Annotated in this window: 24 protein-coding genes and 1 riboswitch; of the genes, 11 read left to right on the forward strand and 13 right to left on the reverse strand. The window is 42.0% G+C overall.

All coding sequences use genetic code 11. The features are described 5' to 3' along the window. Window positions 1-2: 2 nt before the first annotated feature. A complete protein-coding gene (gene rhlE, locus Xvie_RS09335) occupies window positions 3-1475 on the reverse strand; it encodes an ATP-dependent RNA helicase RhlE (RefSeq protein WP_086109057.1) in 1473 nt (490 codons plus the stop codon). Window positions 1476-1845: 370 nt separating this feature from the next. On the opposite strand from rhlE, the gene Xvie_RS09340 reads away from it, so the two are divergent. From Xvie_RS09340 to Xvie_RS09375, 8 genes are all read left to right on the forward strand, one after another. After that, the gene (locus Xvie_RS09340; protein WP_086109058.1) at window positions 1846-2538 is read left to right on the forward strand and encodes a transcriptional regulator; all 693 of its coding nucleotides are present in this window, start codon (window positions 1846-1848) and stop codon (window positions 2536-2538) included. Between the two features lie 119 nt (window positions 2539-2657). Next, window positions 2658-3695: a secretion protein HlyD gene (gene hlyD / locus Xvie_RS09345; RefSeq protein WP_086109059.1), complete on the forward strand. Its 1038-nt coding sequence runs from the start codon at window positions 2658-2660 to the stop codon at window positions 3693-3695. 13 nt (window positions 3696-3708) lie between these two features. Then, window positions 3709-5445 carry an ATP-binding cassette domain-containing protein gene (locus tag Xvie_RS09350; protein ID WP_086109060.1) on the forward strand — a complete coding sequence of 579 codons (1737 nt, stop codon included), beginning with the start codon at window positions 3709-3711 and terminating at the stop codon, window positions 5443-5445. Continuing rightward, window positions 5442-6617 carry an ABC transporter permease gene (locus Xvie_RS09355; RefSeq protein WP_086109061.1) on the forward strand — a complete coding sequence of 392 codons (1176 nt, stop codon included), beginning with the start codon at window positions 5442-5444 and terminating at the stop codon, window positions 6615-6617. The genes Xvie_RS09350 and Xvie_RS09355 overlap by 4 nt, the downstream gene beginning before the upstream one ends. A gap of 12 nt (window positions 6618-6629) precedes the next feature. Further along, a complete protein-coding gene (locus tag Xvie_RS09360; RefSeq protein WP_086109062.1) occupies window positions 6630-7736 on the forward strand; it encodes an ABC transporter permease in 1107 nt (368 codons plus the stop codon). A 638-nt stretch (window positions 7737-8374) separates the two neighbouring features. Further along, window positions 8375-9049, forward strand: coding sequence for a DUF4329 domain-containing protein (locus Xvie_RS09365; RefSeq protein ID WP_167376255.1), 675 nt, complete (start codon window positions 8375-8377; stop codon window positions 9047-9049). Between the two features lie 17 nt (window positions 9050-9066). Then, window positions 9067-9363, forward strand: a complete 297-nt coding sequence (locus Xvie_RS09370) for a hypothetical protein (protein ID WP_086109064.1) — start codon at window positions 9067-9069, stop codon at window positions 9361-9363. A gap of 247 nt (window positions 9364-9610) precedes the next feature. Then, the gene (locus Xvie_RS09375; RefSeq protein ID WP_086109065.1) at window positions 9611-9844 is read left to right on the forward strand and encodes a hypothetical protein; all 234 of its coding nucleotides are present in this window, start codon (window positions 9611-9613) and stop codon (window positions 9842-9844) included. A gap of 113 nt (window positions 9845-9957) precedes the next feature. Here the strand turns inward: Xvie_RS09375 and Xvie_RS09380 are convergent, their stop codons facing one another. From Xvie_RS09380 to moaA, 5 genes are all read right to left on the reverse strand, one after another. After that, window positions 9958-10668 (reverse strand): Bax inhibitor-1/YccA family protein, encoded by a 711-nt coding sequence (locus Xvie_RS09380; protein WP_086109066.1) that lies wholly within the window; start codon window positions 10666-10668, stop codon window positions 9958-9960. A gap of 197 nt (window positions 10669-10865) precedes the next feature. Next, entirely contained in the window at window positions 10866-11318 is a 453-nt protein-coding gene (gene moaE, locus Xvie_RS09385) for a molybdopterin synthase catalytic subunit MoaE (protein WP_086109067.1), read from the reverse strand. Window positions 11319-11321: 3 nt separating this feature from the next. Then, window positions 11322-11567 carry a molybdopterin synthase sulfur carrier subunit gene (gene moaD / locus Xvie_RS09390; protein ID WP_086109068.1) on the reverse strand — a complete coding sequence of 82 codons (246 nt, stop codon included), beginning with the start codon at window positions 11565-11567 and terminating at the stop codon, window positions 11322-11324. Beyond that, the gene (moaC, locus tag Xvie_RS09395; RefSeq protein ID WP_086109069.1) at window positions 11564-12043 is read right to left on the reverse strand and encodes a cyclic pyranopterin monophosphate synthase MoaC; all 480 of its coding nucleotides are present in this window, start codon (window positions 12041-12043) and stop codon (window positions 11564-11566) included. Before moaC ends, moaD begins: the two co-directional genes overlap by 4 nt. Before the next feature lie 61 nt (window positions 12044-12104). Then, window positions 12105-13088 carry a GTP 3',8-cyclase MoaA gene (gene moaA, locus Xvie_RS09400; protein ID WP_208612549.1) on the reverse strand — a complete coding sequence of 328 codons (984 nt, stop codon included), beginning with the start codon at window positions 13086-13088 and terminating at the stop codon, window positions 12105-12107. Then, a riboswitch (molybdenum cofactor riboswitch) is annotated at window positions 13075-13231 on the reverse strand. (Overlaps the previous gene by 14 nt.) Window positions 13232-13511: 280 nt before the next feature. Between moaA and yvcK the strand changes: the two genes are divergently transcribed. Beyond that, the gene (gene yvcK, locus Xvie_RS09405) at window positions 13512-14420 is read left to right on the forward strand and encodes a uridine diphosphate-N-acetylglucosamine-binding protein YvcK (RefSeq protein WP_086109071.1); all 909 of its coding nucleotides are present in this window, start codon (window positions 13512-13514) and stop codon (window positions 14418-14420) included. A gap of 95 nt (window positions 14421-14515) precedes the next feature. On the opposite strand, the gene uvrB is transcribed toward yvcK, so the two are convergent. The 5 genes from uvrB to bioB form a co-directional block, all read right to left on the reverse strand. Further along, a complete protein-coding gene (uvrB, locus tag Xvie_RS09410; protein ID WP_086109072.1) occupies window positions 14516-16543 on the reverse strand; it encodes an excinuclease ABC subunit UvrB in 2028 nt (675 codons plus the stop codon). A gap of 675 nt (window positions 16544-17218) precedes the next feature. Then, entirely contained in the window at window positions 17219-17902 is a 684-nt protein-coding gene (bioD, locus tag Xvie_RS09415) for a dethiobiotin synthase (protein WP_086109073.1), read from the reverse strand. Continuing rightward, complete coding sequence (gene bioC, locus Xvie_RS09420) at window positions 17892-18665, reverse strand: malonyl-ACP O-methyltransferase BioC (RefSeq protein WP_086109074.1); 774 nt, start codon at window positions 18663-18665, stop codon at window positions 17892-17894. Before bioC ends, bioD begins: the two co-directional genes overlap by 11 nt. After that, a complete protein-coding gene (gene bioF / locus Xvie_RS09425) occupies window positions 18649-19800 on the reverse strand; it encodes an 8-amino-7-oxononanoate synthase (RefSeq protein ID WP_086109075.1) in 1152 nt (383 codons plus the stop codon). Before bioF ends, bioC begins: the two co-directional genes overlap by 17 nt. Continuing rightward, window positions 19800-20840, reverse strand: a complete 1041-nt coding sequence (gene bioB, locus Xvie_RS09430; protein ID WP_086109134.1) for a biotin synthase BioB — start codon at window positions 20838-20840, stop codon at window positions 19800-19802. Before bioB ends, bioF begins: the two co-directional genes overlap by 1 nt. A gap of 96 nt (window positions 20841-20936) precedes the next feature. On the opposite strand from bioB, the gene bioA reads away from it, so the two are divergent. Continuing rightward, on the forward strand, window positions 20937-22205 hold the full coding sequence (gene bioA, locus Xvie_RS09435) for an adenosylmethionine--8-amino-7-oxononanoate transaminase (protein WP_086109076.1): 1269 nt from the start codon (window positions 20937-20939) through the stop codon (window positions 22203-22205). Between the two features lie 310 nt (window positions 22206-22515). Continuing rightward, window positions 22516-23097, forward strand: a complete 582-nt coding sequence (locus tag Xvie_RS09440; protein ID WP_086109077.1) for a hypothetical protein — start codon at window positions 22516-22518, stop codon at window positions 23095-23097. A gap of 209 nt (window positions 23098-23306) precedes the next feature. On the opposite strand, the gene Xvie_RS09445 is transcribed toward Xvie_RS09440, so the two are convergent. Both Xvie_RS09445 and pgl read right to left on the reverse strand, forming a co-directional pair. Next, entirely contained in the window at window positions 23307-23672 is a 366-nt protein-coding gene (locus tag Xvie_RS09445) for a VOC family protein (protein ID WP_086109135.1), read from the reverse strand. A gap of 53 nt (window positions 23673-23725) precedes the next feature. After that, the gene (gene pgl / locus Xvie_RS09450) at window positions 23726-24712 is read right to left on the reverse strand and encodes a 6-phosphogluconolactonase (RefSeq protein WP_086109078.1); all 987 of its coding nucleotides are present in this window, start codon (window positions 24710-24712) and stop codon (window positions 23726-23728) included. Window positions 24713-24784 lie beyond the last annotated feature (72 nt).

Below are 24784 nucleotides of genomic sequence, written 5' to 3' on the forward strand. Positions count from 1 at the left end.
AATTACTCTCCTGCTACCGAAGCACGTGGAGCTTTGGTTGCCGAGCGCTGATGGCGTTGACGCGATGGTGTGCCTTGATTGCGACTGCGTGGACGATCACCGCCCTGGTTAGCCTGATCTTTATTTGCCTGACTTTGTTTGGAATGACCTTGCTTGCCATTTTTACGTTGACCGTAAGGCTGTTCGTTATGTGAGTGATGGTCGCGGAAGCCATTTCCCTGAGAGTTATTTCTACGAGAAGCATTACTGCGAGAAGTATTGCCATGAGAAGCATTACTACGAGAAGAACTATCACGGCTATTGCGTCCATTCTGGATCGGCTCTGCCCTAATAGAAGGATCAGGTTCATAACCTGGAATGGCAATACGTGGAATTTCTCGCTTCAATAAACGTTCAATATCTTTCAAGAGCTTGTGTTCATCGACACACACCAGCGATATTGCCTGCCCTGTCGCATCTGCACGACCAGTACGGCCAATTCGATGAACATAATCTTCGGCAACATTTGGTAACTCATAGTTGACAACATGTGGCAACTGGTCAATATCGAGTCCACGGGCAGCGATATCTGTTGCTACCAATGCACGGATCTGCCCTGTCTTGAAGTCGGCCAATGCACGGGTTCTCGCTCCTTGGCTCTTGTTACCGTGGATCGCGGCAGCCGTCACGCCATCCTTATTCAATTGTTCTGCCAACCGGTTTGCACCATGTTTGGTGCGTGTAAATACCAACACCTGTTGCCAGTTCTGGCTGCCTATCATGTAAGAGAGCAATTCACTTTTGCGCTTCTTGTCTACAAAGTGGATTGACTGATCAATCTGTTCAGAAGCCGAGTTACGACGTGCAACTTCCACACTTACTGGCTCTTTCAGCAATTTGCTGGCAAGCCCCTTGATTTCATCAGAGAACGTCGCAGAAAAGAGTAGGTTCTGGCGTTTTGCTGGCAGCTTATTCAACACACGACGAATATCGTGAATAAAGCCCATGTCCAACATGCGGTCCGCTTCATCCAGAATCAAAATTTCAATGCGAGAAAGATCCACGGCATTTTGATGTTCCAGATCCAACAAACGCCCCGGTGTTGCAACCAGAATATCCACGCCGCCACGCAACTTCATCATCTGTGGATTAATGCTGACGCCGCCGAACACAACAAACGAACGTAATTTAAGGTATTTGCTGTAATTACGTACATTTTCACCCACTTGAGCCGCAAGTTCTCTCGTCGGAGTTAAAATCAATGCCCGAACCGGACGGCGACCTTTTGACTGAACCGGGGATTCACTCAAGAGTTGCAAGATAGGTAAAGTAAAACCTGCTGTTTTCCCCGTGCCTGTTTGGGCACTGGCCAGTAGATCTTTACCGGATAAGACAACAGGGATGGCCTGCTGCTGAATAGGGGTAGGTTCCGCGTAACCTTGTTCTTCAACGGCACGCAAAATATCAGCCTTCAAGCCGAGTGACTCAAAATTCATAAATAAGAAATGCTCCAGACTTCACCATTCCTGATATCAATTCAGGGGCAGTTTTATGGGGAAGAAAACAGACGCGATAAAACGCAAAGAAATTACACAAACTGCAATGCACCATTAAAGTAGCGCGGCATTATAGCAGATATGTTTTTCTACGCAGACCTAAAGCAGCCAATAATCGAAGATAAAGTTGATTTAAGCTCGCCGGTGACGGGAATTTAACAAAAACAGAAAGATTGTTTTTTATTGGTGTCTATTAAAAAGACAATTTGTGTCAACTTTACATCGGATTACTTTAGTTTTAAAGTTAATCATACGATTGATATATTTTTCGGCACTATTGAAAATTCTTTGCAACAGGAAATATCTTAACATGGCAGCGAAGACGGCTCAGACATTACGAGGCGAACAAGCCAAGCAGCAACTTCTAGAAGCAGCAATAGAAATCTTTGGCAAATCAGGTCTGGATGGTGCTACTACCCGCAATATTGCCCAACACGCACAACAAAATATCGCAGCCATCGCATACTATTTTGGTTCCAAGGAAGGATTATACCTTGCAGTCGTGCAGCATATTGCCGATAAGCTAAAATCGGAGTTCTCCCCTCTCATTGAAACAATTGATCGTTTTTTTGCTGCAACACCAAAACCCTATCCACAAGACCGAATACTGGAATTTATTCATCAGGGAATGGTTAGCTATAACCGCCTGATTTTCGAAAAAAGCAGTATCAATATCAGCCGGATCATGTCCCATGAACAATTGTCACCAACAGAAGCTTACAGTGTCATGCATGATCAGGGGCTGTCTCCGATTTATTCTCGGTTGAATAGACTTATCGCCAATTATATCGGGGCCGATGAACGCCAAATTTCAACCCAAATCCACACCCATGCCCTATTGGGTGAGATTCTCTCTTTCCGTCTGGCTCGGGAAGCCTTATTGCGCCAAACAGGGTGGGACAATATTGGGGCCAAAGAATACGAATTAATCAATCAGGTTTTATCTCAACACATCAATTTATTGCTTGATGGGTTAAGAAAACAGTCATTCAATAAGCAGTAAACCCAATGCACATGCATTAAAAATTGTATATACCCAATAGCTTTCAAATAAAGACATAGCCAGCGAATCCACCGTTTGAAAGATAGAGGGTATAAATTGAACAAGGCATAAGGGATAGTATGAACAGTAAAAAGTTTGCTCTCGCCCTATTGGCGCTCATTGTTGTTATCGGTGCTATTGTTGGTATTTATTATTATCAGGAACAAAATGGCAGGGAACTGACTCTGTATGGCAATGTCGATGTCAGGACTGTTAATCTTGGTTTTCGGGTTGCAGGTAAGCTGTCTGATCTGCAAGTGGATGAAGGCGATGCCATCACTGTGGAACAAACACTTGGTCACCTCGACGAAGCTCCCTTTATCAATGCCTTGAATCAAGCCAAAGCCGCTCGTGATGTTGCCAAAGCAAATCTTACCAAAGCTGAAGCAGGTTATCGTAGCGAAGAAATCGCCCAAGTACGTGCTGAAGTGACTCAAAAAGAATCAGCATTCCGTTTTGCCGATAGCTTTCTGAAACGGCAGCAAAGTTTGTGGCAAAGTAAAACAATCTCAGCCAATGATCTGGAAAATGCCAGAACCGGACGCAACCAAGCACTGGCAGCTTATCAAGCGGCAAAAGATAAATTGCGTCAGTTTGAGACGGGTTATCGCATAGAAGAAATTGCGGCGGCAAAAGCTCAGCTTGCTCAAGCAGAAGCGACCGTCGCACAAGCTGAACTCAATCTGAAAGACACCCAACTCACTTCACCATCAGCAGGTGTGATCCTGACCAGAGCTATTGAACCGGGCACAATGTTGGCGGCTGGCAATACTGTTTTTACCCTGTCACTCACCAATCCCGTTTGGATCAGAGCATATATTGATGAGCCTAATCTCAATCAAGCCATCGCAGGGCGGGAAATCCTTATTTATACCGATGGACGGAAAAATCAGCCCTATCATGGAAAAATCGGTTTTGTTTCTCCAACCGCCGAATTTACCCCAAAGAATGTCGAAACACCGGATTTAAGAACAGATTTAGTTTATCGCCTGCGAGTTATTGTCCTTGATCCCGATAATGGCCTGAAACAAGGAATGCCTGTTACTTTACGTTTTACTGATTCGCGTTTTGTCGATTCAAATAATAATGAAGCAAAATCTACTGAAACAAATAAATAAGTAAGGCAACAACATGACCAGTTCAGCTTATACGATAAAACTGAACGGCGTGGAGAAAACTTTTCCGGGTTTGGAGGTTCCTGCTGTATCTCATCTCCAGGCAGAAATTAAGGGCGGATCAGTGACAGGTCTTGTCGGCCCTGATGGTGCAGGAAAAACCACGCTGATAAGAATGTTAGCCGGATTATTGAAACCTGATAGCGGCAATATTGAAATCATGGGACTTGATCCTATTAAGGACAGTATTCAAGTACGTGCTGAACTCGGCTACATGCCGCAAAAATTTGGCTTGTATGAAGATTTAACCGTAATGGAAAATCTGACTTTATATGCTGATCTCCGCGGTGTGCTTGGCGAAGAGCGCAAAACAACATTTCAAAAATTACTGACCTTCACAGATTTAACCCACTTTACCGCTCGGTTGGCGGGAAAACTATCCGGTGGCATGAAACAAAAACTGGGGCTTGCTTGTACCTTATTGGGTAGCCCGAAAGTTTTGCTGCTGGATGAACCCGGCGTAGGCGTTGATCCCATTGCCCGTCGTGAATTGTGGCAAATGGTGCATGAACTTGCTTCTGACGGTATGCTGATCCTGTGGAGTACTTCTTATCTGGATGAAGCCGAGTTATGTCGTGATGTTTTGCTCATGAACCGGGGGAAACTGCTCTATCGTGGTCAACCACAAGATTTAACGCAAGGTATTGCAGGCCGATCTTTTTTGCTTGATGTCAAACAAGGTGCCCGACGCAAGATATTGCAATATGCCCTCACTTTGCCACAAGTTACTGATGGTGTAATTCAGGGGAGATATGTTCGACTGATCTTAAAAGAAGGGGCGGATAAAAACGAATTACTCCAACAAATAGGACTACCTGAAGCCAACATCCTTGATGCCGAACCGCGTTTTGAAGATGCATTTATCGATTTATTGGGAGGCGGTCCCTCTCATCGTTCCGAATTGGCTGAAATCATGCCGCAAATCCCGCCAAATCCGACAGAAACCGTGATAGAAGCCTGTGGCCTGACTAAAAAATTTGGCGACTTTGCTGCCACTGATCATGTGGATTTTAAGGTAAAACGGGGCGAAATTTTCGGTCTATTGGGGCCGAATGGTGCCGGAAAATCAACGACCTTCAAAATGATGTGTGGTTTGATGATCCCCACATCAGGCAAGGCACTGGTTTTGGATATGGATTTAAAGACCGGTTCAGGCAAAGCTCGCCAACGTCTTGGTTATATGGCTCAGAAATTCTCGCTTTATGGCAACTTGACTGTTGAACAGAATCTTAAATTTTTCTCCGGTGTTTATGGCCTGAAAGGCCGCCATCAAAAAGAAAAAATGTCTGGCATGATCCGTGCTTTCAATCTTGAGCCAATCTTATATCAAAAAACTGATAGCCTTCCGCTCGGATTTAAGCAACGACTTGCCCTTTCCTGCGCATTGATGCATGAGCCTGACATCCTGTTTTTGGATGAACCCACCTCAGGCGTTGACCCACTGACCCGCCGAGAATTTTGGTTGCATATCAATGGCATGGTGGATAAAGGGGTAACCGTGATGGTAACAACCCACTTTATGGATGAAGCAGAATATTGTGACCGTATTGGGCTGGTATTCCGAGGCAAATTGATTGCAGCAGGAACGCCTGATGAACTGAAGCAACTGGTCGCCACGGATGAGCTCCCTAATCCCTCCATGGAAGATGCTTTTATTGATCTCGTGGTGAATTATGATAAGGAGCCGCAATGAGTCATCCTGAACATGTTACTTCTGAACTTGCAACCGCCCAAAAAGCAGTGCGTTTCTCATGGCGCCGGTTGAAAGCGCTCTGTATCAAGGAGACTAAGCAGATTATCCGCGATCCCAGCAGCGCTTTGATTGCAGTAGTTATCCCTTTGATGTTGCTGTTTATTTTCGGTTATGGCATTAACCTGGATTCCAGCAAACTTCGCCTCGGTATTTTAATGGAACAGCAGAGCGAAGATGCCCGCGAATTAGTGCACGTATTTACGGGTTCTCCCTATATTGATGCCACTATCAGCGACAATCGCCAGCTCCTCATCAAAAAAATGCAGGAAAACCAAATCCGCGGCATTATCGTAATCCCAGTCAATTTTGATGCTCAGCTTGCTCGCATAGACGGCCATGCTCCCATTCAGGTTATTACCGATGGCAGTGAACCCAATACAGCCAATTTTGTTCAGGGCTATACCAAAGGCATCTGGCAAATCTGGTTACAACAACGAGGGCAAAATCATGGTGTATCAACTGCTCCTTTGATTGATACAGAAATTCGCTATTGGTTTAATCCTGCCGCTATTAGCCGGCATTTTCTTATTCCCGGTGCCGTTTCAATTATCATGACGGTGGTAGGTGCAATTCTCACCTCACTTGTGGTCGCCCGTGAATGGGAACGCGGAACGATGGAAGCTCTACTTTCCACTCAAGTCACCCGAACCGAATTGCTGCTTGCCAAATTATTGCCTTACCAAATGCTGGGATCTTTTGTCATGGTACTTTGCATGATATTCACGGTTTTTGTGCTGAACGTTCCCTATCGTGGCTCACTTTGGATATTGGCGTTGGTTTCCAGCCTTTATCTTGCCACGGCATTAGGCATGGGGCTGTTGATTTCTACCCTGACACGTAATCAATTCAATGCAGCGATGATTTCGCTGAATGCGGCTTTTTTGCCTGCCATTATGTTATCTGGCTTTGTATTCGAAATAGACAGTATGCCTGTGCTTATTCAGGCTTCGACTTATGTTATACCTGCCCGTTACTTTGTCAGCAGCCTACAGACGCTCTTTCTAGCTGGAAACATTGGCACTGTGTTGATTACAAACCTGCTTTTGCTGGTTGCCAGTTCCATCGTCTTCATCGGCCTGACCGCGTGGAAAACCCGTCGGCATCTGGATTAAAAAGGAAAGAGCATGTTTTACCGTCTGTATACACTCATCATGAAAGAGTTGCAGTCTCTTCTGAGAGAGCCGCAAACGCGGAATATTTTGATTTTGACCGTGATTATACAAATGATTTTGTTTCCGTGGGCAGCAACACTGGAGGTCAAAAACGCCGCCATCGCCATTTATAATGAAGACAAAGGACAGGCATCAATTGAATTAACCCAACGGCTGGCAAAGTCTAAAGCATTTCCTGATGTTATCTTGCTAACCAGCTCACAAGAAATCCGCCCCACGTTGGATAACCGTAAGGCACTACTGCTGGTACGTTTTCCTCAGAATTTCAGCGCGGATATCGCCAGCCAAACTCCCACTTCAATTCAGGTTTTGCTGGATGGACGCAATTCAAACAGTGCTCAGATTGCTGCTAACTATATTCAACAAATTGTGATGGATTACCAGAAACAGCTATTGGGAAATACCCCCAATTTCAATAACAGTGAGTTAATTATCCGTAACTGGTATAACGCCAACTTGGATTATAAATGGTTTGTCGTGCCATCACTGGTTGCCATGATTACCACCATTGGTGTCCTGATTGTAACGGCATTGTCAGTCGCTCGTGAACGGGAACAAGGAACGCTGGATCAATTGCTGGTTTCTCCGCTGGCAACTTGGCAAATTTTCCTCGGAAAAGCCATCCCAGCGTTGGTCGTCGCAACTATGCAAGCCAGCATTGTTTTACTGATTGGGACGCTGTTCTACCAAATTCCTTTCGCTGGTTCATTACTGTTATTTTATGGTTGCATGTTGATTTACGGGCTATCTCTGGTAGGTTTCGGTTTGCTGATTTCCGCGGTTTGTTCCACTCAGCAACAGGCATTTATCGGTGTATTTGTGTTTATGATGCCCGCCATTTTGCTTTCTGGATATATCTCTCCGGTTGAAAACATGCCTGTTTGGTTACAGAACATCACGTGGATTAATCCAATCCGGCATTTTACTGATATCACCAAGCAGATTTATTTAAAAGGGGCAGATCTATCGGTTATTTGGCCAAATTTATGGCCTTTATTGGTGATTACAGCCACAACTGGGGGGATAGCTTATCGGCTATTCCGCAGTAAGATTGCGTAATAATAGCTCAAAATATAAGATCTCAATAATAGGAAAGAGAGCGAATATTGGTAGACATTGGCTCTCTTCTTAAATCCCATCCAGCAACAACGTGTATATTGCATTGTTATTGATGATCATATAGTTATGGTAAGTTTTATGTCAGCGATTTCTGCATAGCAATCACATAAACACTCACATAATAACCGCAATGAACAAGATTCAATTTATATAAACAATAGAAATCATTAATATATTCAAAAATCAAAAATTCAGGAAATTTATTAATTCACCCCTCTCTTCTTTAATGGCACTTAAATTCCATTGATAAACAACTACTGTATAGCTCAATAGATGAGTGTGATTTTATTTTTAAATATCAATCAATTAATTTTTAAATGTTTTATGTTAAAAGAATATTTAGATACTTTCTTTGCAGAGAGCATTTATTGTTATTCTATATTGCATAGATTAGTTGAACCGCAATAGCAAGTAGATTCAATCAATAATGCTGTAATTTGAAAATTAAAATTACAGAAATAATTGAAAACAATGAAAATGTGTCAGGTATTTATTGGAGATTTATATTTTTGCAATCAGTAAAAACATCTTATATCAATTGTAAATAAATCTTGTAAAGCAAGCATAAGGTTATGATCATGAAAAAAGTATATATTATGATTTTAGCTATATTTTGTGTTATATATGGAACGCTGTCTCATGCAAATTCCCAGACTATCTCAGGAGGTTACAACGAAAGTCAGGTTCAGAATTCTCAACATTCTATAGGTGGAACAAAGTTACAATATAGATACGGATGGAATAACCCGATAGGGAAAATGAGCCGGGAAACACTCCACAGTTATGCACCTAAGCTTCAACTAGTTGGGCTAAGAAAAAGTGTCACAGGTTTTAGGACGGCTGATAACGCCGCCAGAGCGGCTTTGAAAAAATATAACCCGATGTCTATTCGTAAAAACCGCGAATATGGAGGGGTTATATTCAGAGCGAAAGATGGCTCTTATGGATATACCCGAGGTCTCTTAGGTACAGGAAGAAAAGCACCGCCAATGAAGAAATCATTAGGTCGCAGTATATCGAGAAATGCAGTAGTCGGGCAATATCACACACATGGTGCTTATTCTGATAAGTACTATCACAGAGCCAATAAAGTTAGAGATTATTGGGAGAGTGATGAGTTTTCTAAGAGAGATAAAACGATTCATATGGGATTGAGTAACCAGTATCCAAATTATAATAGCAGCTATCTTGGAACGCCAAGTAGCGTATTTAAAGTTATGCGTCGTGGTAGTATTTTCGAGAAAAATCTTTGAGTGAGGGTGAAAGAAGAATGGATACTCCATTAGAAAAATACGAAATTTTATATACAATAAAAAAAGGTGTTGCGGCATTTTTGTTAATCGCCATCCAGAAAGCAACTGATGAAGGTTTCGATATAACCGATTGTCATATAGATATATGTTTTAAAGAAGATTTAATTGATGGCCGAAAATATTATATTGTAAGCTTTGAACCAAGAGAAGTCACACCTGAGAATGCAATGGAATATGAAAAATTACATGATGACTTCACTATTAAAATTGATGCTAATACAAAAGAGGTTGTTGCCGCCCATCCTAGTAAATAATCTATTTACAGGCACATTATATGTGCCAGATGAATTCATTGTAACACCGGAAGAGCATAGGCTCTTCCGGCCTATTTTATATGGGCAGGATAATTTTTAGCTATCTTTAAACGCTAAATAATATATTTAAGGTGATTCACCTTGACCGTGTTGTCGATACAGTTCTTTGAGTGAGGATGTAAAAAATGAATACTCCAGCAAGAACAAGTGAAACTTTACATGAAATAAAAAAGGTGTTGCGGCATTTTTGTTAATCGCCATCCAGAAAGCAACTGATGAAGGTTTCGATATAACCGATTGTCATATAGATATATGTTTTAAAGAAGATTTAATTGACGGCCGAAAATATTATATTGTGAGCTTTGAACCAAGAGAAGTCATACCTGAGAATGCAATGGAATATGAGATGTTATTAGATGATTTTAATGTTCGTATTGATGCTGATACAAAAAAGATTGTTTCCGCTTGTCCCAGCATATAATCGATTTATATTAGTGAGATAAATTCAGATCATTGAAATAGACAAAAATATTCCCAACTAAAAACCCTGCCAATGCAGGGTTTTTATATAAAAAACAATTTGATACATTACAATTATCGACGATCACCCAGAATACGTAACAACATCAAGAACAAGTTAATAAAGTCCAGATACAGAGTCAGTGCGCCAGTAATAGAATATCTGCGAAAGTTCTCTTTATCATTCACATCCAGTTCTGCACCCATTTCTTTCAGTTTTTGGGTATCGTATGCAGTCAAACCCGCAAAAACCACAACACCGATATAAGTGATTACCCACATTAATGCAGGGCTTTTCAGCCAAATGTTTATCAGAGAAGCCAGAATAATACCGATTAGCCCCATAAATAAGAAGCTACCCAGACCACTCAGACTACGCTTGGTGGTATAACCATAAACGCTCAATGCAGCAAACATACCCGCTGAAATAACAAATGTACTGGCAATAGAACTGCTGGTATAAGCCACAAAGATAACGGAAAGTGTCAACCCCGTCAGCATGGAGTACAGCATAAACAACCCTGTCGCCAGTGCTCCACTCATTTTATTAACCAAACTAGATAACACAAACACTAACGCAAGCTGGGAAATAACCAAGCCATAGAAAACAATTTTGTTGAAAATAATGGCAGATAAGATTTCAGGGGTATTTGCTACATACCATGCAACAAATGCTGTTAACAGCAAACCACAAGTCATCCAACCATAAACTTGCGCCATGTAAGCTTGTATACCAGAACCAGTTTTCTGGACAATCGAATCATTAGAACGTTGATATCGGTCCATGATGATTACCTTTTTATGACAATATTTAAGGATTAAGGCTGCTTAAAAAAACAACCCACTCAGAGAGACATACATTAGCATAGAACATTAATAAAACCATCTGCCGATTAGTGGCTATTTCGTTGGCATATTATTTATCTGGCCAGTTTTCAAGATAATTCACAGAATGAGCCACCTGACGCAGTTTTAGTACATTATTACCAACGACTTGCCGCATCCTGATCACTCTGTCTCATTTCTACCCAACGCTCTCCTTCCGCAAGAGATTCTTTTTTCCAAAATGGCGCTTTGGTTTTCAGATAATCCATAATGAATTCAGCCGCCATAAAAGCCATATTACGGTGAGAGCTGGTAACCCCAACAAATACAATCTCATCCCCTGGGTAAAGTTCACCAATGCGGTGGATAATACTGACTCGTTGCAAAGACCAACGTTGGTGTGCTTCATCAATAATTTTCTGTAACATCTTTTCTGTCATGCCAGAATAATGTTCCAATGTCAGTGCCTTAACGTTATCTCCTAAGTTATGGTTGCGAACTTTACCCGTGAAGGTCACGACAGCGCCATCTTCATCACTCTGCGAAAGCCATTGATATTCTTCACCAACATTGAATGTCTCCCGTTGAACACGGATCTGCGTATTTTCCACGTCTTATCCCCCCGTCACAGGTGGGAAAAACGCCACTTCATCACCATCATTTAAGGCATGGTCAGCATAAACAAAAGACTGATTCACGGCAGACAGCAATTTACCTTCTTCTAATGCCAGTGCCCATCTTTCACCTTTTTCAATCAGTGCATGACGAAGATGCGCTATAGTTGGGTAATCATTCGGTAATTCAAGTGAATCTGTTCCCACCAATTCTCTAACTTGAGCAAAAAACAGTACCTTTATCATGCTTCCACCTTAAAATTCCCTGATTTACCACCGCTTTTTTCCAATAAACGCACAGGCCCGATGACCATATCTTTTTGCACAGCTTTGCACATGTCATAAATCGTTAAAGCCGCCACCGATGCCGCTGTCAAAGCTTCCATCTCCACACCTGTTTTCCCGGTCAAACGGCAACAAGATTCGATTCTGACACGATTGTGTTCTGTTTGCGCTTCCAGCAGAACCTCCACTTTACTAAGCAGCAAAGGATGACAAAGTGGGATCAATTCCCACGTCCGTTTTGCCGCCTGAATACCCGCAATACGGGCGGTAGCAAAAACATCGCCTTTATGGTGATCACCAGCAATAATCATGGCCAAGGTTTCAGCCTGCATTTCAATAAATGCTTCTGCCCGTGCCTCACGCACGGTTTCCGATTTGGCAGAAATATCCACCATATGAGCTTCACCCGCAGTATTAATATGGGTTAATTGAGACATTCTTTGCTCCTAAAAAAATTGCCCCTGAAAATGAATCTTACAGCTAGGTTAACCACCAATATTAACCACCAATAAAAGAAAGATTCGGGGTGATGCCGCTATCACCCTGATGTAAAAAATGAGTCTCACGCTTATGACGTAACCCACCTTGAATACGTAGTTTTAAAGCATCAAATGATGCGTCATCAGACAATAAATCACGCAATGGAATGCCCTGTTCACCAAATAAGCACAAATGAAGATTGCCAATCGCAGATACCCGCAGACGGTTACAACTTTGGCAAAAATCTTTTTCATACGGCATGATAAGACCAATTTCCCCCTGATAATCAGGATGGCAGAAAACTTGAGCCGGTCCATCACTACGCGCACGCTGTTGTTGCTGCCAACCCTGTTGCAACAATTTCTGGCGGATTACTTCCCCAGAAATATGATGACGATGAAAAATGTCACTACCTTCCCCTGTTTCCATCAGTTCAATAAAACGCAACTGGATAGAACGGTGCTTAATCCAATTAAGGAAAGCTGGCAGATTGGTATCATTTACGTTCTTCATCAGCACTGCGTTAACTTTTACTGTGTTGAATCCCACCTCAAAAGCTGCGTCAATACCACGCATTATCTGGAAAAATTTATCCTGTCCGGTGATGGCGTAAAATTGTCGGGGATCTAAACTATCAACACTTACGTTAATGGCTGTCAGACCAGCGGCTCTCCATTGAGATACGTCCCGCTCCATACGATAACCGTTAGTTGTAACAGCAATCTTTTTGATTCGTGGATTTTCATGAACCGCTGCGATAATGTCACAGAAATCACGGCGCATGGTGGGTTCTCCCCCCGTTAGGCGGATTTTTTCTGTGCCAAGTTCAGCAAATGCCCGGCTAACACGACGAATTTCTGACAGGGAAAGAAATGATTTATGGCCATGAGGCCGATATCCATCAGGCAGGCAATACGTGCAACGAAAGTTACACACATCGGTAATAGACAATCTCAAATAATAGAACTTGCGCGAGAATGCATCTACGAGTTGTTCCACAATAACACCTTCCAAGTACGGGAGATGCCGGCATTTCTACCTTGCATCCTGGTGACTCAGGAGCCACGGCCAGAGCATCATATCAATGTGATATCCATTTGATAGAACAACGACTTAGACACAGAGGCTAGGAGTTAATATCCGTTAAATTTTTATATGAATAATTACGCGAGTAACAATGTGCTCGCCAAAGATTCTAACTCTTAAGATAACAAAAAGCTAATAACCGATTCGATATATACCTTATTATACAACGAGTTAACCACCCATGATGACATCAGATTATTACAGCGTTTCTAAGCTGTCGCGCGAAAATATCAGGTAAAAAATTGAATAAAATTTCATCAATTCCTGAAAGAATCATATTTTATGATAAATTAGATAAGACTTATTAAATCTCTACCTTTATCCAATAGCAGGAATCCTATGCGAAATCGCACATTAGCTGATTTGGATCGCGTTGTCGCCCTCGGCGGTGGTCATGGTCTTGGACGCGTTATGTCTTCTCTTTCTTCCCTTGGAACCCGTCTGACAGGAGTTGTAACGACAACTGATAATGGTGGTTCTACCGGTAGAATACGACGCTCTGAAGGCGGGATAGCATGGGGAGATATGCGTAACTGCCTCAATCAGTTAATCACAGAACCTACCATTGCTTCTACCATGTTTGAATATCGATTCAGTGGCAATGGTGAATTATCCGGCCATAATTTGGGTAATTTGATGTTGAAAGCATTGGATCATTTAAGCGTCCGCCCTCTTGAAGCAATTAACTTGATCCGTAATCTGTTGAAAGTCAATGCACAATTGATTCCCATGTCGGAACAATCGGTTGATTTAATGGCAATCGATGATCAAGGCAATACCGTGTATGGCGAAGTGAATGTCGATCAGCTCAATTGTATACCACAAGAGCTATCGCTTTACCCTCGCGTCAACGCCACTAAAGAAGCATTGGATGCCATTGAGCAAGCAGATTTGATTCTGATCGGCCCCGGTAGTTTTTTCACCAGTCTGATGCCACTGTTGTTATTGGAAGATTTAACACAATCTCTGCGACGCAGTAATGCTAATTTGATTTACATTGGTAACTTAGGAAAAGAACTTAGCTATGCCGCGACTAAGTTATCATTAAAAGATAAGCTTGAAATCATGGAGAGTAAGATTGGCCGCAGGATGATTAATGCGCTTATTGTCGGCCCATGTACCGATATCAGCCCTTTCAGTGATCGGGTTGTGACACAACAAGTTTTGGAAGCACAGGATATTCCTTACCGCCATGATCGTGAATTATTGCACCAAGCAATTGAGCACACCTTACAAAAATTGGGTTAGCTAATAGATGGAAATAGAGAGTGAAACCACTCACTCTCTATCATTGCATCATTGCATCATTGCTTTAGGCTACCGTTCTGCCTTAGATATAACACTCAGGAATTGGCGATAAATTGTGTTCGCAATGTCTGAACCTGATCACGAATGTTGGCCGCTTTTTCAAATTCAAGATCCCGTGCATGTTGGTACATTTTCTCTTCCAGCTCACGGATTTTGTTCTCTAGTTCTTTCGTCGATAAATTGCGGTAATCATCTGCATCCAAAGCAATTTTACTTTTTCCTTTGGTTTTTCCTTTGCTATTAACAGGTTGACCAATTTTCAGAATGTCACTGATTTTTTTGTTCAATCCTTGCGGCACAATACCGTGTTCTTTATTAAATGCCTGCTGTTTGGCACGACGGCGCTCTGTTTCTTCAATAGCTTTCGCCATCGAATTCGTGATTTTGTCACCATATAAAATTGCTTTACCATGCAGGTTACGCGCTGCACGGCCAATGGTCTGGATCAGAGATCGCTCTGAACGAAGGAAGCCCTCTTTATCTGCATCTAAAATTGCCACTAGGGAAACTTCCGGCATATCCAAACCTTCACGCAATAAGTTAATACCAACCAAAACATCAAATTCACCGAGACGAAGATCACGGATAATTTCCACCCGTTCAACAGTATCAATATCAGAATGGAGATAACGTACTCGCTCGCCATGCTCTTCCAAATATTCAGTCAGGTCTTCCGCCATCCGTTTGGTTAAAGTCGTTACCAACACTCTCTCATTTTTTGCCGCACGTATGCGGATTTCAGACAGTAAATCATCCACTTGAGTTGCCACAGGACGAACTTCAACTTCGGGGTCAATTAGCCCTGTCGGGCGTACAACTTGCTCGACAACGTCATTGCCAGATTTTTCCAATTCATAATGACCAGGAGTGGCTGAGACATAAATACTCTGTGGTGCCAATGCCTCAAATTCTTCAAACCGCATTGGACGGTTATCCAGCGCTGAAGGTAAACGGAAGCCATATTCAACTAATGTTTCCTTACGGGAACGATCCCCTCGATACATTCCACCAATCTGAGGAATGGTTACGTGAGATTCATCCACCACCAGCAAACCATCTGCCGGAAGATAATCAAACAGCGTTGGAGGTGGTTCTCCAGCGGAACGACCAGATAGATAACGGGAGTAGTTTTCAATACCGGAGCAATAGCCCAATTCATTCATCATCTCGAGATCGAATTGCGTTCGCTGGGTGATGCGCTGTTCTTCCAATAACTTGTCTGACGCCAACAGAGCCTTGCGCCGTTGTGCCAACTCAATTTTGATCTCTTCCATCGCCTGAAGGATACGCTCACGTGGTGTAACATAGTGAGTCTTGGGATAAATGGTATAACGCGGAACATTGTACTGAACCTGTCCCGTCAGTGGATCAAACAAAGAAAGACGTTCAACTTCATCATCGAACAATTCCACGCGCAAAGCATATTCATTCGATTCTGCGGGGAAAATATCTATCACTTCACCACGCACCCTGAATGTTCCACGCTGGAATGCCTGATCATTACGGGTATACTGCAATTCTGCCAAACGATGCAAAATAGCACGCTGATCAATTAACATGCCATCAGTTAAGTGAAGCATCATTTTCAAATAGCTATCGGGATCACCTAGACCATAAATTGCAGAAACAGAAGCCACCACAACAACATCACGGCGTTCCAGCAAGGCTTTTGTTGCAGACAGACGCATCTGTTCAATATGTTCATTCACTGAAGCGTCTTTTTCGATAAAGGTATCGGAACTGGGCACATAGGCTTCTGGCTGGTAATAATCGTAATAGGAAACAAAATATTCCACTGCATTCTCAGGAAAGAACTCTTTCATTTCGCTATAAAGCTGTGCTGCCAATGTCTTATTGGGAGCAAGGATCATGGTGGGCCGATTCAAATTTGCGATAACATTGGCGATCGTAAAGGTTTTCCCCGACCCCGTTACCCCCAAAAGCGTCTGATGGGCTAGCCCATCTCCCAGCCCTTTCTGTAATTGTCTGATAGCCGATGGCTGATCGCCTCCTGGCTTAAAATCAGAATGTAACTTGAATACCTTGCTCGTTTCTTTGCTCATTTTCCCCACGCCACCCGTACACTGACAAAACTCTTTTATAATACTGGATAAAAAACCAGCTTCAAGTAAGTTAGCAAAATAATGTTATTTTTGTTTGAAAGGAGATCTTGGAAGACTTAGAGAAAAATTCCATAGAAACAAGCCACAACTTAGAGTATTATTTATCTAATATGATATTTACATTACGATATTAACTTTAAATTAACATTAATAATAGCTATTTTTATCCCCAGATAATGAAATTGCTTTTTCCTATTTTAGTATTAACAACTGAAATGATAAGGCACTGAATGGCAACGGGAAACAAAAAAGAAGCATTTTTATTTAATGACTTGATTTTAAACACAAAAAAATCCACGCAGATAATAACAACAAATCTTGCGTAAGCCGCGTGTCACCTTGCACGAGAGTACTTTTCTAAAACTAATGCACAAGGTTATCCACAGGAATAGTGGATAACTCGGCAAAACCTATAAAGTATAGGCGGTTGCAGAGTTATTCTTGTTTATATATTTTTCAATAGCGAAATATTTTTATTCTGTCTTGAGATTGGTTCGCAGTATTTCATTGAGCAAAAATGATGCAATCGTTGTTTAAATGCAAAGTTTTTCACGTCAAAAAAATCGATTAAGGCATGCTTTTTGATATCAATTATAGCCAACTCAAAATAAACAATTAGTTAACCAATGAGTCGATAACAATATATTTACCTATGTTATTTTTATCAGCTGATTCACCTAGATGGGGAATAACTCCCAATAAAGGTGCAGGGATCATACGTTTCAATGTATCCAAATATGCCGCCTGATGTTTACCTGCTGGCTCAATTTCATTAGCAACCCAGCCTACCAGTTTCAAACCCGAATGCTGAATAGCTTTTGCGGTTAATACTGCATGGTTAATGCAACCTAATTTAACACCAACTGTTAAAATTATCGGTAACCCCTCCTGAATCACCCAATCAGCAAAAGTCGTATTTTCTGATAATGGCGTGTACCATCCCCCTGCACCTTCAATCAAAATCCAGTCAGATTTTTTTGTCAGTACTTCCAATCCCTTTGATAAAACAGAAAAATCTATTGGTTGATTAAGTTCCGCACTCACAATGTGGGGCGATGTAGGTTCAACAAATACTACAGGATTCACTTCTTGATAAGTTAATGACACAGTACTATTACGTTGCAGGGCCAGCGCATCACCATTACGTATTCCTTCAGTCGTCATTTCACTTCCTGATGCCACGGGCTTGTAACCCGCAGTCCGATATCCTTTTTTATTAGCAGCTTGCAGCAAAGCACAACTAACAACTGTTTTACCGACTTCAGTATCAGTTCCTGTAAGAAAAAATTTATTTGTCACAATAAATGACTCCAAAAGCAATTTGATAGCTTAATGGATAATTCCCATTATTCTGTGGATATGCTTCAGCGAGGGTATTCAGACGTTTTCTAGTCATTAATCCCCGCTGGCGACCGTGGTGGAGGTGCGTTGCACCGATCCCTTTTAGAGAATTCAGCAAAGGCAATAGTTGTGGGTAATGCTGGTAATATTTCCGACTAATGACTTTATGTCGATAGGATTGACATGCTTGTGTAATTGTTCCCAATGGCAGAAATTGATTGATATGCCGATGATCATCCACTCGCTCCCACGCAGCTTCTAATTCATTCAGCGACCCCTGTGCCAACGTGGAAAACACGATAAGGCCTCCGGGACGAGTAATACGGTAAAATTCCCGCAATGCATGAGGCAAATCATTACACCATTGTACCGCCAGATTGCTGAAACAGAGGTCTACACTGTTATCCGCCAGTCCCAAATGCTCGATATCTCCTTGCAGATAATAATCGGCAACTTGCTGTCCTTTTGCATGGCTCAACATACCGGACGCCAGATCCAGTGCAATAACTTGTTTACCCTGCTGTTTCCAGCGGGCACTAAAAAAACCTGTTCCGCACCCTGCATCCAATACCCGCATACCAATATTTTCCGCTTGTGCCAACTTCATCAAATACTCACCGGTTTGCTGCTGCAATTTAGCCACAGTGTCATATCTGGAAGCCGCACGCCCAAAAGCGCCTGCAATCGCTTGTTTGTCAACGGATTTAACAACCAGATCCATGCAGCGCCTCCAGTAATGTATCAATATCGTGCTGTGTATGATTTGCTGTCAGCGTAATACGCAATCGTGCACCATCAGGGGGAACCGTTGGTGGGAGTATTGCTTTGACCCACACTTTTTTTTGCCTGAGCACATGAGATAGTGAGATACAGCGTTCATTGTCACCAACGATTAATGGCTGGATGGCTGTTTCTGAATTCATCAATACAAAAGGCAACTGCTGCGCTTCACGGCGAAAGTAACGAATATTGTTTTGCAATCGCTGACGCAATTCATCCCCTGCTCTGATTTGTCGTACTGCTTCGGAAAGTGCCGCTGCCTGCGCAGGTGGCATTGACGTGCTGTAAATCAGGTGCCTGGCATATTGGAGCAAATATTCTGCGGTTTGCTCATCACATAAAACGGCGGCTCCACTCAATCCAAATGCCTTACCAAAGGTGATGATCAAAATCTCCGGCTTAACATTTTTCATCCAGCAACTACCGCGTCCTTCATCACCATGAATGCCGATGCCGTGGGCATCATCCACCATCAACCAACTTGATGTGGATTTCGCTTGCTGCGCAATGGATTCAAGTGGGGCACAATCTCCATCCATGCTGAAAACACCTTCCGTTACTACCAGTGTTTTACCAGCACACACTTTTGCCAAATGTTGCTGCAAAGATTCCATGTTATTGTGCAGAAAACGTCGACATTGTGCCGGAGATTGCATTGCGGCTTCCATCAACGATGCATGGCTCAGGCGATCAGCAATAATACGATCTTCTTTTTCCATCAAAGCCGCAATCACGCCTTGATTAGCGGCATAGCCAGAAATGAACAGTAAGGCACTAGAGTATCCCAACCACTCAGCCAGTTGTTGTTCCAGAGCATGATGTGCAACTGTATAACCCGTAACATGCCCTGAACTTCCACTGCCTACACCATATTGTTGAGCCCCTTGCTGCCAGGCAGCAATAATCTGGGGATGCCGGCTCAACCCAAGATAATCGTTACTGGAAAAATTAAGGTATTGACTATCTGAAGTGAACAGTAAACGCCCATCAGATCCCTGATGGACTTGTCTGTTACGCCATAGCGAAGTACCCCGGCGTTCGGCCAAACGCCGGGAGAGAGAGTCTGACCAGCTCATCATATTGCCGCATTATAAAATTGTTCGTGATCGACATTATGAATAATGGCTTCAGCCAAGTACTGCTGCTGTTGATTGTCACCAAATGCCGTCTTTGTCTGTTGAGGGTTGATGCCCAAACGGTGGAACAGTTGCAGATCTTTATCTTCATCTGGATTTGGTGTTGTCAGCAATTTACAGCCGTAAAAAATAGAATTGGCGCCAGCCATAAAACACATGGCCTGAGTTTGTTCATTCATTTGTTCACGTCCTGCGGATAAACGGACATGGGATTTTGGCATCATGATTCGTGCCACAGCAATAGTACGGATAAAATCAAAAGGATCGACATCTTCATTCTCTTCCAGTGGCGTTCCTTTTACTTTCACCAACATATTGATCGGCACACTTTCCGGTGGTTTAGGTAAATTCGCCAATTGCACCAATAATGCTGCCCGATCACGAATTTGTTCCCCCAAACCAACGATACCGCCCGAACAAACTTTAATGCCCGCATCCCGAACATTATCCAAAGTATCCAATCTGTCCTGATAGCTACGAGTAGTGATGATATTGCCGTAAAATTCTGGTGAGGTGTCTAAGTTATGGTTATAGTAGTCCAGACCAGCCCCTGCCAAACGTTGTGCCTGAGATTGATTCAGCATCCCCAGTGTCATGCAGGTTTCCATTCCCAATGCTTTGACTTCTTTGACCATTTTTTCCAAATACGGCATATCACGTTCATGCGGGTTTTTCCAAGCTGCTCCCATACAGAAACGGGTTGAACCAGCATTTTTAGCTTTACGCGCTGATTCAATGACTTTTTCCACTTCCATCAGCCGCTCTTTTTCCAAACCAGTTTTGTAACGGGAACTTTGTGGACAATATTTACAGTCTTCTGGGCAAGCCCCTGTCTTAATTGAAAGCAGTGTACTGACCTGTACTTGTTGTGGGTCAAAATGCTCGCGGTGTGTCTGTTGTGCCTGAAATAATAATTCAAAAAAAGGTTTATCAAACAAGTCTTGTGCCTGCTTGATTGTCCATTGTTGACGCTCGCTCACAATAATATCTCCGATGAGAAAAAACGTTGTCAGTTTAAATAATGCCGTTATCATGTCAACTAAAATGAACTCAAAAAGGTTTACAACAAAATTATCATGACCCCTTCAGATCTTGAATTTGACCAACGCCATATTTGGCATCCGTATACCTCAATGACTAATCCACTCCCCACTTATCCCGTATCATCCGCTACAGGTGTGGAGCTGGTTTTATCAGACGGTCGAAAATTGATTGATGGCATGTCTTCATGGTGGGCCGCTATTCACGGTTATAATCACCCTGTTCTCAATGAAGCGGCAAAGGCACAGATCGATAAGATGTCTCATGTGATGTTTGGCGGCATAACTCATCTTCCTGCTGTTGAACTGTGCAGACAATTAGTCGCAATGACACCTGATTCTTTAGAATGTGTTTTTTTGGCGGATTCTGGATCGGTTGCAGTAGAAGTCGCCCTAAAAATGGCATTGCAATATTGGCAAGCCAAAGGGAAAAAACGCCATCGTTTTCTGACACTGCGTCATGGTTATCATGGTGACACTTTTGGGGCTATGTCTGTCTGCGATCCGGACAACTCCATGCATAACTTGTATAACGGCTATCTTCCCAATCACCTGTTTGCTGCTGCTCCACAATGTCAGTTTGGTGATGAGTGGCAACCGGAAGATATCGACTCTTTGAAACAATTATTGTTGCAATATCATGATGAAATCGCCGCTGTGATTTTAGAACCTATTGTTCAAGGCGCTGGCGGGATGCGAATTTATCATTCTGAATACCTGCGCCAAGTCCGCCAACTTTGTGATGAATATCAGATCTTATTGATTGCAGATGAAATTGCTACCGGATTTGGGCGAACGGGTAAGCTATTTGCCTGTGAACATGCACAGATCGAGCCGGATATATTGTGCTTGGGTAAGGCATTAACAGGGGGATATATGACATTATCCGCAACACTGACTACCCGATATGTTGCTGAAACTATCAGCCAAGGTGATGCTGGTTGCTTTATGCATGGCCCGACTTTTATGGGAAACCCTTTGGCTTGTGCCGCTGCCAGTGCCAGCCTGAAATTGCTCTCTGACAGCCCGTGGCAACAACGTATTCAATCCATTGAAACTCAGTTAAAAACTGAATTACTGCCTCTCAAACCACACAGTTCAGTCAAAGACGTTCGGGTTTTAGGTGCTATAGGAGTTGTTGAAATGAAACACCCCGTTGATGTTGCTTCATTGCAGCGACATTTCGTTCAACATGGTGTATGGATCAGGCCATTTGGTCGATTAATTTATTTGATGCCTCCTTATATTATTCAACCAGGACAGCTATCAAAACTGACAAATGCTATTGCTGGTGCAATAAATTAAAGCATAATATATCTATAAAGTTTTTAAAATCGTAAAAAAGCAATAAAATTAATCTCAGGCCACATATTTATTTATGTGGCCACACGACCAGGAAAACAGTAAAAAGCATATTGTCATGCTATTCAATGACATTCGTAAATGTTTAATAATCATATCTTTAATAAAAAATAAAAGAATATTAACCTATACCCAAAAAACACTCACTGACAAATATTAATTACCAAAAAAATGGCTATTAAATCACTATAAAATAAATTCTCTGATATATTCATTACGCAATCAAAATCATTTAAACAATAAGGAAAATATTATGAATACAGAAAATCTATTCACACCTTCCAATGAAGAAACTCAAGATGTATTTGAGCTATCTCAAAATAGGTATGAACAAGAAATTGCACATTATGAAGCTCTTGTAAAAGAAAAACCTGAACTCGCTCATCTGTTTTCAGATAATGTCAAACCAGATTCATTAACCAGCCCGGTTTTGAATCAAACAGAGTTTGTTAGTGGGCATTTTAACATTAACACATATCACCAATATGGTAGTTTTCCCTTTATCCAGATATCATCTCACTCCACTACTATTGGTCACGCACCCAATGTAGGAAGAAAGACTAGTTTCAATGGCTATATTCAGGGCGGATATAATACACCACTATTGAATTTTAATAATATTCACCTTGGCGGGGTAGTGAAATATCCTCACTCCATTGTAAATACACCATTAAACATTCAACTTTATATTTATCCAAGAAATATTATTTTACGTCTTCTCAAAGGAAATATTTATTTGGGTGATTTATATTCCGTACAACAAAATCATATATTAATTACATATCCTATTGTTCTATCTGGTATTGGAACGTTTAACTTATTCCAACATCAATAATCTGCATCTAATTATTAGATAAGAATCAGTTTTTTATTTTATGTAATTAATAGATTATAAGTTACAGCTCTGTTCTGTGGCAAAGAAGTTATTTCCAGTCACATAGCTGGCTATGTGACTGGAATAAGTAAAAAAGATATTTTGGGGGTTTATGAGCATATGTTTGGAAACAATGTGACTAGAGCCGGATTTATCGCCAAGAAAAAAATTTAGCTTTCATCATTCTTAAAAATTCCTTTCAAACCAATCAAATTGCCAAAGGGATCTTTAACTTGGCACATCCCTAAACCATTATCAATATTCATTGTCCCACGGAAAAGCTGGGCACCTAAAATCTGGAAGTGTCGAATAGCCGTGTTAAGACAAGGTACAGACCAATATAAAACCGTTCCCAGCTGACCGGAGCTGACTTTCTCATCAGCTTGTACTATGTCTAATGAAAAATCGCCAATCTCCAATACGGTAAAATCAAATTCAGCTAAATAAACCGTTCTCGCTACCGGAAATGCACGTTTATACCATGCCAATCCGGCTTCAACATCGGGAACAGGGATAAGTAACGTGGCTGGCTTCATCTTATATCCTCTGGTAACAAATTTGCCGCGCCCAAAAATAGCGCGGCTCAGGTTTACAGTGCCAATACCGTAACCCACATCGGAGATTTTCCAACCGGATAACGCGCCAGTTGAGTCAATTCCCCCGAATATTTGTCAATATATGACACTGAAATATGATCCGATTTCTGCCCTGACGCAATCAGGAAATGACCACTGTGATCAATGGCAAAACCACGAGGCTGGGTTTCTGTCGGATAATGTCCCGCTAATCTCAGATGATAGCCATCTTCTGAAACGCGGAAATGACTGATCAGACTCCCTGAACGTTCACTGGTATAAAGGTGCCGACCATCTGGTGTAATGTGAATATCTGCTGACCAACGGACATTGGAAAAATCTGTTGGCAGCGAATCAATTGATTGCACAATACGGTATTTTTCCCATTTACGCAGAATATCAACAGTTGAATCCAATTCATTAATGCAGTAAATCGCCTGCTTTTCCGGATGGAATGCCATATGGCGCGGACCTGCACCTGCTATCGTGGTAATTTCTTCTGCTCGGTTTTCTGTCAGATACCCCTGCTCATTCAAACTGAAAATACGAATATGATCTTCTTTCAGGCATGGAACCAATAATTGACGATTTTCCCGATCAATATTAGCCGAATGTGGCGCTTGCAAGCCTTCTACAATTTGGCGCGGTGCTTTGATGATGCCATTTTCATCAATAGGATGGACACTTAAGTTATTGAAACTGTAAGAAGCAGAAAATAAAAAACGCCCTGTTCTGTCAGTGGATATATGGGTCGGGCTATCCGGCAATGGTGCAATGGCCTGCTGTTCAAGACGTCCATCTTCTTCAATAGCATAAGTCACGATACTGAATTGAGGGCGAATTCCCACATATAAGTGTTTGCCATCAGGATTAACGACCATTGGCTGTACTTCACCTGGCACGTTCACGATCTGAAGAAGCGAAAGTTCCCCTGCCACATTAAGCGACCATACGTGAATTTGTCGGCTATTTGGGCTGGCTGTATAAACCACCTGTTTCATATTCTCTCCTAAATGCTTCATTGCCATTTCATTGATCTATAAAGATTCTTGAAAAACTTTGTCTGCTAGACT

Origin of the sequence: Xenorhabdus vietnamensis (assembly GCF_002127535.1) — a bacterium.
Lineage (GTDB): Bacteria > Pseudomonadota > Gammaproteobacteria > Enterobacterales > Enterobacteriaceae > Xenorhabdus > Xenorhabdus vietnamensis.